14 protein-coding genes and 1 other annotated feature are annotated in these 17,198 nt (G+C 45.8%); of the genes, 6 read left to right on the plus strand and 8 right to left on the minus strand.

The window, feature by feature from the left end; translation table 11 throughout:
* Positions 1–10: 10 nt before the first annotated feature.
* From RJD38_RS12755 to RJD38_RS12765, 3 genes are all read right to left on the minus strand, one after another.
* Complete coding sequence (locus RJD38_RS12755; RefSeq protein ID WP_065545412.1) at positions 11–601, minus strand: aminodeoxychorismate/anthranilate synthase component II; 591 nt, start codon at positions 599–601, stop codon at positions 11–13.
* Positions 602–616: 15 nt separating this feature from the next.
* The gene (locus RJD38_RS12760; RefSeq protein WP_065545411.1) at positions 617–2,206 is read right to left on the minus strand and encodes an anthranilate synthase component 1; all 1,590 of its coding nucleotides are present in this window, start codon (positions 2,204–2,206) and stop codon (positions 617–619) included.
* 126 nt (positions 2,207–2,332) lie between these two features.
* Positions 2,333–2,448, minus strand: a sequence feature (Trp leader region).
* A complete protein-coding gene (locus RJD38_RS12765) occupies positions 2,395–2,520 on the minus strand; it encodes a hypothetical protein (protein ID WP_005596518.1) in 126 nt (41 codons plus the stop codon). (Overlaps the previous feature by 54 nt.)
* A gap of 243 nt (positions 2,521–2,763) precedes the next feature.
* Between RJD38_RS12765 and rnm the strand changes: the two genes are divergently transcribed.
* The 6 genes from rnm to RJD38_RS12795 all read left to right on the plus strand — a co-directional run bounded on the left by rnm (position 2,764) and on the right by RJD38_RS12795 (position 13,816).
* Complete coding sequence (gene rnm / locus RJD38_RS12770; protein WP_005596519.1) at positions 2,764–3,630, plus strand: RNase RNM; 867 nt, start codon at positions 2,764–2,766, stop codon at positions 3,628–3,630.
* A 23-nt stretch (positions 3,631–3,653) separates the two neighbouring features.
* Positions 3,654–4,274 carry an L-threonylcarbamoyladenylate synthase gene (locus RJD38_RS12775; RefSeq protein ID WP_005596520.1) on the plus strand — a complete coding sequence of 207 codons (621 nt, stop codon included), beginning with the start codon at positions 3,654–3,656 and terminating at the stop codon, positions 4,272–4,274.
* Between the two features lie 128 nt (positions 4,275–4,402).
* Entirely contained in the window at positions 4,403–5,371 is a 969-nt protein-coding gene (rluB, locus tag RJD38_RS12780) for a 23S rRNA pseudouridine(2605) synthase RluB (RefSeq protein ID WP_005596522.1), read from the plus strand.
* 257 nt (positions 5,372–5,628) lie between these two features.
* Complete coding sequence (locus RJD38_RS12785; protein WP_065545409.1) at positions 5,629–11,079, plus strand: response regulator; 5,451 nt, start codon at positions 5,629–5,631, stop codon at positions 11,077–11,079.
* A gap of 87 nt (positions 11,080–11,166) precedes the next feature.
* Positions 11,167–12,288, plus strand: coding sequence for a response regulator (locus tag RJD38_RS12790; RefSeq protein ID WP_005596526.1), 1,122 nt, complete (start codon positions 11,167–11,169; stop codon positions 12,286–12,288).
* Between the two features lies 1 nt (position 12,289).
* Positions 12,290–13,816: a response regulator gene (locus RJD38_RS12795; RefSeq protein ID WP_065545408.1), complete on the plus strand. Its 1,527-nt coding sequence runs from the start codon at positions 12,290–12,292 to the stop codon at positions 13,814–13,816.
* Between the two features lie 44 nt (positions 13,817–13,860).
* Here RJD38_RS12795 and RJD38_RS12800 read toward each other — a convergent pair whose 3' ends face one another.
* From RJD38_RS12800 to RJD38_RS12820, 5 genes are all read right to left on the minus strand, one after another.
* Positions 13,861–14,205: a hypothetical protein gene (locus RJD38_RS12800; protein ID WP_005596528.1), complete on the minus strand. Its 345-nt coding sequence runs from the start codon at positions 14,203–14,205 to the stop codon at positions 13,861–13,863.
* A gap of 34 nt (positions 14,206–14,239) precedes the next feature.
* Positions 14,240–14,797, minus strand: a complete 558-nt coding sequence (locus RJD38_RS12805; RefSeq protein ID WP_065545407.1) for a hypothetical protein — start codon at positions 14,795–14,797, stop codon at positions 14,240–14,242.
* Positions 14,798–15,029: 232 nt separating this feature from the next.
* A complete protein-coding gene (gene def, locus RJD38_RS12810; RefSeq protein ID WP_005596530.1) occupies positions 15,030–15,533 on the minus strand; it encodes a peptide deformylase in 504 nt (167 codons plus the stop codon).
* Positions 15,534–15,740: 207 nt separating this feature from the next.
* A complete protein-coding gene (locus RJD38_RS12815) occupies positions 15,741–16,358 on the minus strand; it encodes a tetratricopeptide repeat protein (RefSeq protein ID WP_231893124.1) in 618 nt (205 codons plus the stop codon).
* Positions 16,359–16,560: 202 nt separating this feature from the next.
* Positions 16,561–17,061, minus strand: a complete 501-nt coding sequence (locus RJD38_RS12820; protein ID WP_065545406.1) for an opioid growth factor receptor-related protein — start codon at positions 17,059–17,061, stop codon at positions 16,561–16,563.
* Positions 17,062–17,198: the final 137 nt, after the last annotated feature.

The following is a 17,198-nucleotide window of genomic DNA, read 5'->3' on the forward strand; positions in this document are numbered from 1 at the left end:
ATTATATTCCTTATCCTTTGCTTCGCTCTAACGCCCATTCAATGGCATTGGCGAGTAATGTCGCCCCGTAGGTGGTCATAATGGACTCTGGGTGAAATTGAAAGCCGCACACCTTGTCTTGTTCTTGAACCACTGACATCACTAAATCATCCACCTCTGCGGTCACCGTTAGCTCTGCAGAAACATGGCTAGCGACCAACGAGTGGTAGCGCGCGATGGCAAGTGGTGACGGCAGGTTGGCATAAATGGCGTGATTTTGATGCGCCATCATTGATACCTTGCCATGCACAATATCACCTGCGCCAGAGACTTTGCCGCCATAAGCTTCAACAATCGCTTGATGACCAAGACAAATGCCAATCATCGGCACTTTGCCTTTGAGGCGTAAGATTAGCTCGGGCATGCAGCCTGCTTGTGAGGGTTCACCAGGGCCCGGTGATAGTAGTACGACCGGGTTGTCTAATTGTTCGATAGCCTGTTCAATCGTGGCGGCAGCAATGTGGTTGCGATAGATGATCACGTGGTGACCAAGCGTACGAAATTGATCAACCAAGTTGTAGGTAAATGAATCGAAGTTATCGATAAAGACGATGTTTGCCATGATAATCTTGCTCCCTTACCCGTTGTGAGAATGGTTTTGAGGATGACGCTGATGGGCGGCTTGAATCGCTGAGATAACCGCTTGCGCTTTACCTCGAGTCTCATCGGCTTCCGCTTGTGGTTCAGAGTCAAACACCACACCTGCGCCAGCTTGCACTTGAGCAATGCCGTTTTCGACATACGCTGAACGAATCACGATACAAGTATCTAACGTGCCTTCACCTGTTAAGTAGCCGACAGCGCCACCGTAACTGCCACGTCTTGCTTGCTCAACATCGCGAATCAGTTGCATTGCCCGAATCTTTGGCGCACCCGTTAACGTGCCCATATTCATACACGCTTGATAAGCATGTAACGCGTCTAGATCATTGCGTAATTGTCCAACAACACGCGAGACAAGGTGCATCACATGGCTGTAGCGATCGACCTTGAGAAGATCGGCGACATGGCGGGTACCCGCTTCGGCAATACGAGCAACATCATTACGAGCCAAGTCAACCAGCATCATATGCTCCGCATTTTCTTTGCCGTCAGTACGTAGCTCTAGTTCAATACGGCTATCGAGATCGAAATCAATTTCACCGTTAGCACGCTTACCACGACGTCGAGTACCGGCAATCGGGTAAATCTCAACTTGGTTGGTGTCAGTTTCATACTTCAACGCGCTTTCTGGAGAAGCACCAAACAGAGTAAATAGCTCATCTTGCATGTAGAACATGTAAGGGCTCGGGTTACTTACTTTAAGCTCTTTATAGGCGGATAATGGAGAAGGGCATGGCAGAGTAAAACGGCGTGACGGCACTACTTGGAAAACGTCACCTTTAATGACGAACTGTTTTAAGTCTCGCACTGTTTGGCAAAAATCTTGATCGGACACGCTCGGGGTTACCGTGACCTCGTCAAGTTGCGTTGCCATAGGTAGCGTTTTCGGATCGCCACATGCGTACGCAATTTCCACTAAGCGCTTTTCGATGGTTGCCGAGCTGCTAGACGAATCAAAACGAGTGGCTTGTAATAAGCAGGTTTGTTCTTGGTGATCGACAATTAAGAGTGTTTCAGCCACGTAGAAAACGTAATCAGGGCATTGATTGGTGGCTTGGGCATCGCCAAGTGGTTCAAAGTTTGCCACTAAGTCATAGGCAAATAAACCACCCAAAAACAACGCATATTTATCGTGATTAGCGAGATAAAAGCTATGTTGGATCAAGCGCAGTGCATCAAATGATGAGGCTTCACGTAAGCGAGAATCTTCGTCTAGTTGATTATTGGGTTCAGAATAAGTCAGGGTTAAGCAGTTATCGAGTAGCTCAAACTCAATACTCGGCGCGATATTTTTGACGAGATGACGAAGGAGTGCTTGGCCGTTGTCGGTGAGTGCCGTCATAGTGACTTGATGGCCGTAACAAACAATGCGTACCGCAGAGTCCACGATCAGTAGGCTTTTTAGATTCTGCTTCGAATCGATTTCAGCAGACTCAAGTAACAAGCTGTCTGTCTTGTTTTCGCATAAAGTATGGAAAAGACGTGTTGGGTCTTGAGCATACGGTACTTGAGTATGGATCACATCGACACTAGCCAGTGCGTTAATTTTAATGGCCTTGTTCACAAGACCTCCTTTTTATTATCGGTATCCTTCCTGTCGTACAGTCTCGCACAAAGCAAACGTTCTCCCAAACTGCGATGGCAGTTATTTGTTTATTCTTTAAACAGTTGGGTGTGAGCTGCACAACAAAACAAAAAGCCCGCTAACTTAGCGGGCTTTACGAGTGACTTCTTTTTCAATCTGTCGATAGTTTAGAAATACACGCTAGCCCACCAAGAACTATTCCAAGTGCGCCACCAAGATAACTCTGCTTGCTCACGCTTAGGTGAGTGCAAAGTCACTTTTGTTTTCTGCTTTTGGTTAAATTCTTGTAACATAGCCTGTCTTCACATTCTCGCCTGTAATTGCGTACTAGTTAACTAGTATTTTAACTTGGTGTCAACCTTTCGACCTACACTAATCAATATCTTTTTATTGAGTTGCGCCGAATAACGGTTAACAAGCCCAGTCACCACAGACGTCATTGACTCATAGAACGTGTTTTTAACCATGAATTTAAGTGTGGTGGGTGAAGATATGCAGCCGAGAATGAACAAAATAATTGGTACAAAGAAATAGATATGAAAATAGACCTACACAGCCATACCACGGCTTCAGATGGCAGATTTAGCCCCCAAGACTTAGTCGATCGCGCGGTAGGTTTTGATGTAAAAGTACTGGCGATTACCGATCACGATACCGTGAATGGACTTGCGCCAGCCAAGCAATATGTTGCTGATAACAATATTGATTTGCACATTATCAATGGCATTGAGATTTCGACGGTATGGGAAAATAAAGACATTCATATCGTTGGGCTGAATTTAGATCCAGAACATCCAGCGCTACAAAGCTTGATCACCGAGCAAAAGCAGCGCCGTGAAGTTCGTGCAGAACTCATGGCTGCTCGTCTGGAAAAAGCCACCCGAGAGGGCGTGCTCGAAGAAGTGAGAGCGATTGCCGATGGTGCGCCTTTAACCCGTGCACATTTTGCAGCATGGCTGGTCGCCAATGGCTATGCTAAGACGATGCAGCAAGTGTTTAAAAAATATTTAACGCGTAATAACCCCGGTTATGTGCCACCAAACTGGTGCTCAATGTCGGAAGCGGTGGCGGCGATTCATGCCGCTGGTGGTAAGGCGGTACTTGCTCACCCAGCGCGTTATGGTTTGACGGCGAAGTGGATAAAGCGTCTACTGGCAGCGTTTGTTGAAGCGAACGGTGATGCAATGGAAGTTGCTCAGCCACAACAAGCACAACAAGAAAGACGCAACTTGGCGGATTATGCGATACAATACAACCTATTAGCGTCCCAAGGCAGCGACTTTCACTATCCGTCACCATGGATGGAACTGGGACGTAACCTCTGGTTGCCATCCGGCGTTGAACCAGTTTGGAAAGATTGGGGTATCGAGCCTTCACATTCCGATACTCCTGAGAGCGAATAAAGCTCGATTAATGAGGAATTACCATGAGCCAGTTTTTTTACGTGCATCCTGAAAACCCGCAGGCTCGCTTGATCACTCAAGCGGTAGCAATCATTCGTAACGGTGGAGTCGTTGTTTACCCAACAGATTCCGGTTACGCACTTGGCTGCCAGCTAGAAAACAAGCAAGCGCTAGAGCGTATTTGTCAGATTCGTCGTCTTAACGATAAACATAATTTTACTTTATTGTGTCGTGATTTATCTGAGATTTCATTGTACGCGCGTGTTGATAACGCCGCGTTTCGTTTGCTAAAAAACAATACGCCGGGGCCTTACACCTTTATCTTTAAAGGGACCAAGGAAGTGCCGCGTCGTTTAATGAATGCTAAGCGTAAAACGATTGGGATTCGCGTGCCCGATAACCGTATTGCGCTAGACTTATTAGAAGCTCTAGGCGAACCGATGATGTCAACATCGTTGATTTTGCCGGGCAACGAAGTGACCGAATCGGATCCAGAAGATATCCGCGATAAGCTAGAACATGCAGTGGATGTGATTTTAAATGGTGGTTATCTTGGTGAACAACCAACCACTGTGATTGACTTTAGTGAAGGTGAAGCCGAGTTGGTGCGTTTAGGTGCGGGCGATCCTGCCCCATTTGAATAACCAACAATCGGTGTGCTGAGATCACAAAATTAGCTGTCTTCACCGCTAATATTTGATATATTATGCGACCGCGAATTTAGGTCGCATATTTCATTCGACGTCTGCGAAGACGACACATAGGTAGTTAGATGAACGAAAAACTTCAGAAAGTATTGGCTCGAGCGGGTCATGGCTCTCGACGTGAATTAGAGACGTTGATTAAAGCAGGACGCGTGAGTGTGAACGGCATGGTGGCAAAACTAGGTGAGCGCCTAGAAGATGAAACCGCGATCGTTCGTATTGATGGACACACTGTGTCTGTTAAAGCAGATGAAGAAGTGGTCTGTCGTGTATTGGCTTACTACAAGCCTGAAGGTGAATTGTGTACTCGTCACGATCCAGAAGGTCGTCGTACCGTATTTGACCGTCTACCTAAAATCCGTGGGTCTCGTTGGATTTCTGTTGGTCGTCTAGATGCGAACACATCTGGCCTACTACTGTTTACTACCGATGGTGAGTTGGCTAACCGCCTAATGCACCCAAGCCGCCAAGTAGAACGTGAATACCTAGTACGTGTATTTGGTGAAGTAAACGAACAGAAAGTGAAAAACCTAGTACGCGGCGTACAACTTGAAGACGGCATGGCTCGTTTTGAAGACATCGTGTACGCAGGTGGTGAAGGTATGAACCACACCTTCTACGTTGCGATTAACGAAGGTCGTAACCGCGAAGTTCGTCGTTTGTGGGAATCACAAGAGACAACAGTAAGCCGCTTGAAACGTGTTCGTTACGGTGACATCTACTTAGATAAGAAACTGCCTCGTGGTGGTTGGATGGAACTGCAACTGAAAGACGTTAACTACTTACGTGAACTGGTTGAATTGAAACCAGAACGTGAAACCATGCTAGACGAAAGCAAGGATTCAACATCACGTAGTCGTGAGCGTTCACGCAGCCAAAAGATTCGTCGCGCAGTTAAGCGTCACGAAGAGCGTGTAAGCGCGCCAAAAGGCCGCAGCAACAACCCAAGTCGCCGTAAGCCGAAAAAAGCGGCTGGTGAGCAAGGTGCTCGTGCCAAAACGCAAGTGAGCCGCCCAAGCCGCCCTGCGAAAAAATAAAACGAGAAAGCAGCCTACGGGCTGCTTTTTTATTGCTTGAACACGGTGACTTGCCGTTCGTAATCAGGGTCGTGCGAGCAGTAACCAAATTGATTGCAACAAAATCTTTTTTAGTACTAAAGTTTAACTAAGCTCACAGCAAAGAAAGCAAATAACGCTTATCCACACAAAGTGTAAAACTAATCTACCCAATAACTTGCTGAACTCTAGAGGCTATCCTACGTTAAACCTATCGTAGTATATGCAAGGAAGTGCAAATGATAAGTTTAGGGTTGGGTTTGGTGCGGCAATTATTGCCTAGAGTTATAGCTAAATTTTGTGTCGCGTTGTTATATCCTCTTCTTTTCCTTTCTCCTTTTATTGCTTCAGCCAGCCTGAATGGCTTACCTCCTTCCTTACAAGGTCAATTAACCCAATCCCAAGCTAAAAATATTGCCGTCGAACTGAAATACCTTGATGAGGTGCTGACCTCATCAGTGCTGAGCTATGCCTTTTCGGGAGATGACAAATGGCTCGAACGCTATCTAGAAAATGAACCTCGCCTAACAGAGTTAATTAATGCGCTACTGGCGAGCCAAGCAAATACCGATTTAACCTTGGTTGAACAAATGGAAAGTGCCCATTTTGAACTTGCGGTGCTTGATATGCAGGCCATCGATTTAGTTCAAGAAGATCAGCGCCGCGCGGCAATGGATCTGATTAACCAAGAGCAATATCACTACTATAAGAATCAATATATGTCGGCATTGGTCAAGCTGGCTGAACGTATTGAACAGCGAGCGACACAAAGTCAAACCACAGGCGCTTTAGCGTTAAGTGATGACGAGCGTCAATGGCTGAACGAACGTGTTGTTAAAGTGGGCATCGAGCACTGGCCACCAATGTTATATCGCGATGAATTGGGAAAAATGGGTGGATTATCGGGTGAAATCGTCAATCAAATTGTTACCAAAACTGGGCTGAAGATTCAAATCGTTGAAGGGGAATGGAGTGAGTTGTTGCGCCAGTTTGAAAATGGCGACATTGACTTATTACCTCATGCGTATAAAAACGAATCGCGATTGCAATTTGGAGAGTTTTCCACGCCTTATTTTTTAGTGCGCGAGCTGTTCTTTGTTAAAGACCAAGATGAACAATTTCGTGTAGCGGCCGATCTTGCCGAGGCCACCGTCGCCATTTCTGCTGGTTATACCACGATAGACAAGGTTAAAAAGCTCTACCCAAAAATTAAGGTACTACAGACGTCAGGCATCGATGAAGCAATCCATGCTGTATTGGATGGTCGTGCTGATGCGGTCTTGGATGCTGAAACAGTCGTTAACAACTGGTTGGTGCAAAACCAAATCTCAGGGCTACATTCTATCAATGAAGATGTGGTTACGCCTTCATCGCTGCATCTCTGGACAAGTAATCAAGTGCCTTTGCTGGGTTCGATCATGCAGAAAGGGCTCGATACCTTAGATTTACGAAACCTCATCTTGACCAAGAATGATTGGTATCAACAACAGCAGTTACCCGTATTTACTGATGGTGGCAGTATAAACCTCAATCAAACCTTACAGTATGTGATTATCGCTGTTTTTGTTTTGCTTATTCTGTTGATGTTAATGATTTCACGGGTATTTAAAGCAAGCGATAAAGAGCTGGCGCAAAAATTCAGCAGTGTCAGCTTCAAGCGCTCCATCATTATCGTACAAGTTGGTTTATGTGTGGCTCTCATTGCCACCGCGCTCAACGTCACTCGCTACGCCGAACGGCAAAGTGTCGAGTCTATTAACGATAGTTTATCAACCTTACTTGCATCCGCGCACAAGCGCATTGTCGGTTGGGTTGATTTAGAACTCGATAACCTCAAACAATTGGGGCGCAATCCACAGTTAGTTAGCTTGACCGAAGAGTTGCTTGAGGTCGCCAGAACGCCTCAAGCCTTAAAAAACTCGCCTCTACAGCCACAGATAAGAGAGTTTATAGAAGGCCATTCTGGGATCTCAGGTTCGTTTGGTTTCTTTATTATATCTCCCGACATGATCAGCCTTTCATCGCGCCGTGATACCAACATCGGTAGTCTTAATCTTATCCAGTTAGAACGCCCTGATTTAATGCAAGAGGTCTTAAACGGCAATGGCGTTTTTGTTCCACCGATTGAGTCTGATGTCATGCTTGAAACACAAGGTGGAGAGCGTAATCCTCCCACGATGTTTTTCGCCGCACCTATTGAAAACAGTGCTGGTGAGGTGATTGCGATTTTAACCAAACGGGTTAATTTTGAAGGGGTGTTCTCTTCGGTTTTGTCGGCCGGTTTTATTGGCAAAAGTGGAGAAACCTACGCCCTAGACCGTTCTGGTTTGTTACTGTCGAATGTTCGTTTTGAAGATCAACTCAAGCAAATCGGTTTGTTAGCCGATGAGCAACGTTCATCACTCAACATGCGGATTGCCAACCCAGGTTCTGATATATCCAAACGTCAAGTAGAAGCAGATCCGAATTGGCAGTTGACCTATATGGCGAGCAATATCAGTGAAAGAAAATCAGGCAGAAACTTGTCGGGTTATAACGATTATCGTGGTGTGCCGGTCGTCGGTAACTGGGTGTGGGATGAGACATTGCATATGGGGATTGCCGCTGAAATGGATAGCGGTGAAGCGTTCGCTTTATTGCGCACCTTTAAGTTCACCGTATGGTCGATCTTGGGCGTTGCTCTGGTGCTAATGATGGGCACGAGCTTATTTACCTTGAGGCTAGGGACTCGTGCAACCAGAGCATTAGCACGCTCACAAGCCGAGCTTGAAACACAAGTCGCAGAACGCACCTCTGAGCTAAAAATCAATGCAGAACGTACTCGCACCATTATTGATAATGCTTCTGATGGCATCATTGTGGTCAATAGCCACGGCACGCTGGTTGAGTTTAGCCCGGCAGCGGAGAAGATTTTTGGCTATCAAGCTAAAGAAGTGCTTCTAGAAGCGACACAAATTGACACTTTGATGTCTCAACCGTATCACCAAGTCTACCTTGATATGCAAGAGAGAGGTGACACCGACACCAATGTACTGATGGAATTTGTTGGGTATAAGAAGACAGGTGAAGAGGTCGATCTTGAAATAGCAATTAGTGAAGCGAAAATTTCTGGTGAGCAGTTGTTTACTGGTATCGTTCGTGACGCAACGGAGCGAAAAGAAGCGGAACGCGAACTCATGCTCGCGAAACAAAAAGCAGAGGAAGCCACTCAAGCGAAGAGTGATTTTCTGGCTAACATGAGCCATGAAATCCGCACGCCAATGAATGCCATCATAGGTATGAGTTACTTGGCGATGCAAACGGACCTAAATAAAAAACAAGCCGACTATGTTAATAAGATCCAAACCTCAGCCGAGTCACTTTTAGGCATCATTAATGACATTCTCGATTTCTCAAAAATAGAAGCAGGTAAGCTGGATTTAGAGCAGACGGAGTTTGATTTAGAAAGCACCATCGACAACCTAGTCCAAGTGGTATCGCAGCGAACTCAGGAGAAAGATCTGGAACTGTTGGTCGATCTCGACCCGCAACTTCCGACCCATCTAATTGGCGACCCACTGCGTTTAGGGCAAATCCTACTAAACCTTGCCAACAATGCGATTAAGTTTACCGACCAAGGGGAAATTATTGTCAAAGCGGAACTCATCGAGCAAAGCGATGACAAGCTAGAGGCGCGTTTTTCCGTCAGTGACACCGGCATCGGTATGACCAAAGAGCAAATGGCGCGCTTATTCCAATCATTCAGTCAAGCCGATGCGTCAACCACGCGCAAGTATGGTGGGACGGGGCTAGGCCTGACGATCAGTAAAACGTTGGCTGAAATGATGGAAGGCTCGATTTGGGTTGAAAGCGAAAGTGGCCAAGGCAGTACCTTCTTCTTTACCGCGCAATTTGGTCTATCGAGCGAGATTCCACAGCAGCCCGTTTTAGCGCCTGAAAGTATGAAAGAAGTGTCGGTACTGATTGTCGACGACAGTGTTGCTGCCCGTGAAATTCTATTCAGTTTATGTCAAAGCCTGAAGTTTAACGCTGATGTGGCGAGCTCTGGCGCAGAAGCGCTAGAGAAAATTCGTCATGCCGAGAACAATGAACAGCACTTTGATGTCATTTTGTCTGATTGGAAGATGCCACAGATGGATGGTATTGCGCTTGGACAGCAAATTGAATTGATGCACCAAAGCAAAGAGATAGCAACACTGCCTCATTTTGTCATGGTGACGGCTTACGACAAGGATGACATGCTGGCGAATCGCCAAGGGGTGAACATTGTTGCCTCGATGACCAAACCAGTCAGCTCTTCAACCTTACTCGATACCCTATCAAGAGTAATGACCAAAGAGGGGATCACGAGCAAGACCAACACCAGTAATAAGCTGGATACCTCAATCGCGCAAGGCATTGCGGGAGCGCGCATCCTTTTGGTGGAAGATAATGCGATTAACCAAGAAATCGCCACTGAGCTACTGCAAATGGTCGGAATGGATGTCACCACCGCCAACAATGGTCAAGAGGCCGTAGATTTGGTCGGCTCGCAAGATTTTGACTTGGTGTTAATGGATATTCAAATGCCGGTAATGGATGGCTATCAAGCCACACAAGCGATTCGTAATACAGGTCAATATGATGATCTGCCGATTATCGCCATGACCGCCAATGCAATGTCGGGCGATAAAGAAAAATGCTTAGCGGCAGGGATGAATGATCACTTGCCTAAGCCGATCAATCCTAACCAAGTATTTCAAGCGCTGGTGGATTGGATCGAACCGACCGGAGAATCCGTTTCGGTCATGATTGAAGATGAAGTCCTCACCATCGAGATAGAAGATTTTGATACAGAGGGAGCAATCGCTCGGATGGGGGGCAATCTTAAAGCCTACAAAAAGACGCTGGCGAACGTGATGCATAGCGAAGCTGATGTTGTGACAAGAGTTAACGAAGCGATAGCGCAACAAGATATCAACACTGCCGTCATTGCAGTCCATTCCCTCAAAGGGATCGCTGGCAATATCGGTGCGAATTATCTGCGAGCCCCTGCTGAGAAACTCGAGCATGCTTTGGCTGAACAGCAAACCCAATCGCGTTGTGAATTAGGCTCAGTGGAACAGCAAATGCTCGCGGAAGTCGCATCCTTGGTCGAAAAAATGATTCACGCCATTGCAAGCGCGTTGGCAAAGAGCGAAGCCAATAGTGCTAAAGAAGTGACAGTAATTGATGTCGATCGATTTAGAGAGCTGGCACACCAACTTAGCCAGCAACTCGATGACTTTGACAGCGCCGCGGTTGATACCTTTGAAGAGATGCTTCTATCTGTCGGCGACAAGCTCGATAAGAGTTTAGCCAATCAAATCTCAACTGCGATTTCGAATTATGACTTTGATGCAGCACTGCCGTTGTTAGAAGAATTTATTCAGCGGATGGAACAAGCATTGTCTTCACCGCAGTCGCCGTCTTCATCACAACCGTCATCAGCTCAGTCTGTACAGCCTGATCTTACCGAATGGTTGAACACAATGAAGGAGAAGATAGACCTATTTGATTCAACGGTGGTGGATAGCCTTGATGAGGTATTAGAGAGCGATATTGATGATTGGCTAAAAGCTCGCCTAGAACAATTACGGGAGCCATTAAGCAGTTACGACTTTGATAAAGGGGCCGAAATCATTAAGCAACTTAAACAAGAAATGGATTGAACGGAGCTAGGGCTGAATCATCAATTTACCAACAGTAATGAAGATAAATAAAGCACAAGTGAACGCATAGAAAAGAGAGATGCGCGTATGGATACAAATAACAGAGCGATCATATTGGCGGTGGATGATACCCCGATCAATATTGAGGTCGTCAAAGGTGTGTTGTCAGAAGAGTATTTGGTTCAGGCGGCGCTCAGTGCGCCAATGGCGATGAAAATTATTGATAAACGTAAGCCGGATTTAATTTTGCTTGATGTCATGATGCCAGAAGTGGATGGTTACGAAATGTGCCGCCAATTGAAAGCATCTCCAGAGACAAAAGATATACCGGTGATTTTTCTTACCGCAAAGTCTCAAGAAGAGGACGAGAGAAAAGGCCTCTCTCTTGGCGCGGTGGATTACATCACTAAACCGATCAGCCCTGCCATCTTAAAAGTGCGGGTGAAAAACCATTTGCTGCTCAAATCAGCGCGAGATCAGCTTGCTCAGCAAAACGAAATTTTAGAGCACAAAGTTAAACAGCGTACCCAGCAGCTTGATGATATGCAAAACGTGGTGCTGGTGGCGATGGGAGCGCTGGCGGAGTCGCGAGATCCAGAGACCGGCAACCACATTCGCCGAACACAAAAGTACGTGGAAGTGTTGGCACAAGAGCTGGCAAATCATGATAAATATCGTGACTACTTAACGCCCGATGTCATCGCGGCGATGGCTAAATCAGCCCCACTGCATGATATTGGTAAAGTTGGTGTCGTTGACAGCATCCTACTCAAGCCGGGCAAATTAACCGAGCAAGAGTTTGATCAGATGAAGCTGCATGCAGCCTATGGGCGTGATGCGGTGGAAGCGGCGGAAGGCTCATTGGGATTTGCGGACAACTTTCTCGAATTTGCCAAAGAGATCACCTATTCCCACCATGAAAAATGGGATGGCAGCGGTTATCCCGAAGGGCTCATTGGTGAAGAAATCCCACTCTCGGCAAGAATCATGGCGCTAGCGGATGTTTACGATGCGCTGATCTCTGAAAGGGTATACAAGCCAGCCTTTAGTCATGAAAAATCGCTGCAAATTATTCTGGAAAACAAAGGGTCGCACTTTGAACCTCTGCTAGTCGATGTCTTCCTCGATATTGCCGAGCATATCCGTGATATTGCCGAAACGTACAAAGACGCCTCAAACAATACAACGCTTTTACATGGAGGAGCATAGCATGGACAATTTTAAGCGGGTTGCTTATGACTCACCTTATAAAGGGATGTCGGTTCTTATCGTCGATGACTTTGAAGCTATTACTCGCACGCTATGTAGCGCCTTCGAACAACTTGGCTTTAAGACCATATATCAAGCGCGCGATGGGCGTGAAGCGTGGCAGAGTTTAGAGCGCAACTCGGTTGATATCATTGTCTCAGATTGGAAAATGCCGAAAATGACGGGCTTAGAGTTACTGAAAAAAGTTCGCCAATCCAAAGCACACAAGAGTGTGCCATTTATCATGCTGACCGGTAACTTACATCAAAGTGATGTAGTGGAAGCCATTGAAGCGGGAGTCTCTGAGTATCTGGTTAAGCCTTTTTCCAAAGTTACCTTGAGCGAAAGAGTGCATAAAGCGTTTGTGTCGCCGATTCGAAGTCATTCATCTAATCGTTCAAGCGATAAAGATCTGCAGCTTGATGTTGAGGTGAAACGTACGATTTTGGTAGTCGATGATGAGCCTTCGAACTTACAAGTGCTTGGCGAACTGTTGAAGCCGATTTATAAAATCAAAGCCTGCCGCAGTGGCGCACAAGCGATTGATATTTGCAGTAAAGCCGATAAGCCAGACTTGATTCTACTCGATATAATGATGCCCGAGATGGATGGTTTGGCGGTGTGTAAGGCGCTTAAATCAGATCCGGACACAGAGTTTATACCAATCATCTTTGTGTCGGCATTATCGCAAACGGACGATGTGGTGAAAGGGCTTAAATTAGGGGCGCTGGATTACATTATGAAGCCGGTGATCCCTGAAATCGTATTAGCGCGGGTCGAAACACACATTAACGCCGTGATTCAAAGAGAAAAGTTGGTTAAACAGATCGATCAGTTGATTGAGTCATCGCGAGATCAAGATCAAGCCGACCAAATGTTCATCCACGATCTGAAAAATCCATTAACGGCGATTCAAACCACGCTGGAACAGCTCAAAGCGGAAGACCAAGATATTCAGGTGGTGAAAAGCAACACCATGATGTTGGCGCAGATGATTGATAGCTATCGCTTGCTGAAGCAATTAGAGCAAGGGCAATATTCTCAATCATTAACGTCAGTGTCAGCGCAGAGTGTGATGCAGAAAGTGATCGATAATTACCAAGCGCAAGCGGAGCAAAAGCAAGTGCGATTTAGCCTCGATGTCGATCCCGCGCTGAGTTACACGGGGGATGAGCTACTCAGCTATACCCTGTTCTGTAATCTGTTTTCCAATGCCATTGATGCCGCTCCGGTATCTTCTGCTATTACCATTCAAGCGAGTAAGATCGAACAAGAGTTGCTGATCACCGTGCACAATGATGGCGAGGTGCCTGAGGAAATTCGTGAGAGATTCTTCGATAAGTTTGTGACGTCAGGAAAGCAAGGAGGTACAGGCATTGGTGCGTATTCGGCTAAGCTATGCGCCCAGGCGCAACAAGGTGATATCAAGCTGGACTTGCAAGGTGGAGAAGGCACAACCATCACGCTATCGATGCAAGCGAAGGGGTAAAGAACCGTGCTTAGGTTGACGGTTTTAATTCAAAATGTTTCACGTCATTCATCGCTGGAGGAAGGCGAGAGTGGTTTGCTGGTGAAATTGTATTGATTAAAACACGCGACAGCTTGTAAAAAATCTTGATAGGCCTTTTCAAACGTTTCGCTGGTGGCATTGGCAATGTCATCAGCTGCGTTATCCAACTGACACTCAGTGCTGATTTTTTCGAGCCGTTGTTGTGATACTTGCTGACCATTTTGATCGTACCAAGCGACAGGCGGAGGAAGATTTGGCGCTCCCTCATCTTGAGTGGACGTGTTTGCCATATTATCCGCATAAGCCGCACTGCTCAGCAGGATGCTAATACTCATTAAACTGCATTTCAGATATCTGCTGGTGTTCATTCAAGGCTCTTTTTCATGATGAATTGTCGGCGTTTCAGTTAAGCAGGATAGATTTCTGTGCCCAATCCCAAACACACGCCCAAGTAAATAAGCCACAACTCATGGCCCACAACAGCTTCTCTGCAATGTTATAGAGATATTCGTTGTCCCGTTTATCGTAATGATCAATAACGGTCACTAACAGCGCTAGCGCAAGGCAGAAGCAAGCTGCGAATACCACCACGACAGGCGCACCGGAAAAAGTGATCCCGTCACTGCGTTTACCCGGAATATAAATCTCACCATTGATTAATCCATGACTGGCATAGATGATGATTAGCGTCGCTAAACCTGCCCATAAATTGCGCATTTGTCGCGGTATTTCATTGGCAACGTAAGCAGGCACTTTTTTGCTGAATTCATACTGACCATGACGCTTATTGAGGAAAGATTTTTTGATCAGCAGCCGCAGGATCAGTGCTTCTTCATCCGCGCTGTAATAGCCGGTATTGAGCTTGGCAAAGAGTTTTTGCCCAAGAGCTGGGGTAATGTCTTCTTTGCCACTATAGAGCACTTTGCGTTGTTGCCAATAAAAATGCAGCTTACTAAACATGGTGTTTGGTTCTTATCAAGATGTGCTGAGTTGCTAGACGAATCTATCAGTGAAATAAGCAGAGTAAAGTACCTCAAATCATGACGTAAAAACCCGTTTTAGTTCATGTTTTTACCGATAGTGAGGGAGGTGATTAAATATCGATGGGTGGAAAAAGAGGAGAAATTTAGAATAGGCGGCGTAGACTCAACTTGATTAGTTATCTTGTCACGCCGCGCTCACGCATCAATAATTATGCGGTTTGCTTTAGGTGCTTCTTCACTTTTTTCAGTGCCATATTGCGCTTAAGTGGCGAAAGATAATCAATGAAAAGGTTACCTGCTAGATGGTCAATCTCATGTTGCAGGGCAATGGCAAGAAACTCATCGTTTTCGATAGTGACAGGGTTACCTTGGCGATCGAGTCCAGTCACAACCACAGAGGTGTAACGTTCTACATCAGCATAGTACTCAGGTACTGACAAGCAGCCTTCTTGCCCCATTGCTTTGTCTGAGCCACTTACGATCTCAGGGTTAATCAGAATAAGAGGGTCATTACGTTCTTCCGATAGATCGATAATGATGATCGCTTCTTTGCTACCGACTTGCGTTGATGCCAAGCCAATACCGTTATCCGTTGCGTAAAGGGTATCCAACATATCATCAATAAGCGTTTGGACTGATTCAATATCACTCACTTTTGTTGCTGGGATTTTAAGTCTTGGATCTGGAGCAGTGAGAATGTCTAAAACGGCCATAATTACCTTCTAATTTTATTGGTCATGCTGAATGATGTTGCAATGGTGCTGCGATCTGAAGTTTGAGCTCGCCTCAAATAGCGCGCGGTATTATATACCGAACTTGGTATGAGATGTTTGGTTGCGTGATAATTATTTGCTCAGCGAACTTATCGGTAGTTTGAGTTCCATTGAGCTATGAATACTTCCCATGGATAACACAAGCCATCAATGGCAAACGTGACTGCTTAAAACGTTCTGACAATGGTTAATGTATTCCTGAGCTTCAGGGAAATATAGGTCATTATCTTCCATGAGAGTGACTTGCTGAAAAATCTCAATCGCAGCTTGGAATAAGTTGCCGCCTTGCACAAAGTTGTCGGCGTTCCACGCGATCTCACCGTTGTCCATCAAGGTTCTCGCTTTGTAGAAAAAGTGTTTGGCACTTGGGTCCTCACTGATGACGCGATCCAATATTTCGATAGCGTACGCATTGACACCTTCGCAGCAAATAAGATCGGCGTACAGCAGTAAGCAATCGATGTTATTGGGAGCGAGATTCAATGCCTTCTCCAGCAGTTCTTGTGCAGTACGGTCATCGATACTGAGTGCAAAATAGAGGTTTGCGAGTTGGTAATAGGCGTCAACCAAGCTGGGATCTAAGTCAATCGCGGTATTAAAATCGTCAATCGCTTGTGGAACATCGTTCTGTTCGCTTCTGCCATGAACTTGAGCGGGTAGCATATAATCGCCCGCCAATAAAATCCCGCGTTGATAGTAGGCACTCGCCGAATCTGGGTGGGATTCAATCATGGCATTTAGCTGTTCAAGCCTTGATAAAGCCATCGAGTCTGTTGGAGAGGATTTTAACAAGTGAAGGAAAGTTTTTAAGCGATTCATGGCATTACGTGGTTAAGGATAAATAAGATCACTACAGCCGAATCGATCCGTTTTTCGGTCAAATTCGGTGGCGTAGAATAGCATGACTTTGATCGTTTAACATGGGTGGCCTTGATTATTTTAACGAATAATCAAGGGGCGGCGAACGCTATACCACCGGCGCTTGCTGCCAATACTGGCGTGTCGTTTCAGAAACGGCATCGAAATCTTGTGAGTGTTCGACCACAAACTGAGCCAAATTGAGCGCAATGTTCTGATTACCTAATAGTGCGAGGCTGCGTATCGCACGGGTGATTCGCAGTTGGTTATGATCTTGGTGTCTTAACCAGACGTGGTTATTGGCGCTGAGAGGGAGGTCAGATTTGATCTGCTCACCATCGCGAGTCAATCCCCAAAACGGCAACATTAAATCGAGCACGTTTAAATGCGCAGCGGGTAAACGAGGGTCGCTGCTAAATAGTGCGCGATCCGCTGCGGTCACGAGCGGTGCATGTCGATTGAATTTGGTGCCTTGGTCGATGGGAAATAAGACTTGGATGTATTTATGATCATGCTCTAACCAGAAATGATTGTAGGCTAAGAACTGTTCAATATGTCGCCCTAAGCTATCGGCTTTTTCTCCTAGCATAAAGCTAGCGATATCACTCATGATGGTTTCCATTTATTTGTTGTGACTATCTTGGCGAGTTTAGTTTATACGAGATAGTTTAAATGATTGATTATATTTATTTTCTGCTAGATAGCGTGAAGTGAAATCAATAAAAAAGCCAGTCAACACTCGTTAAC

It is taken from the genome of Vibrio scophthalmi (assembly GCF_040869025.1).
Classification (GTDB): Bacteria; Pseudomonadota; Gammaproteobacteria; order Enterobacterales; family Vibrionaceae; genus Vibrio; species Vibrio scophthalmi.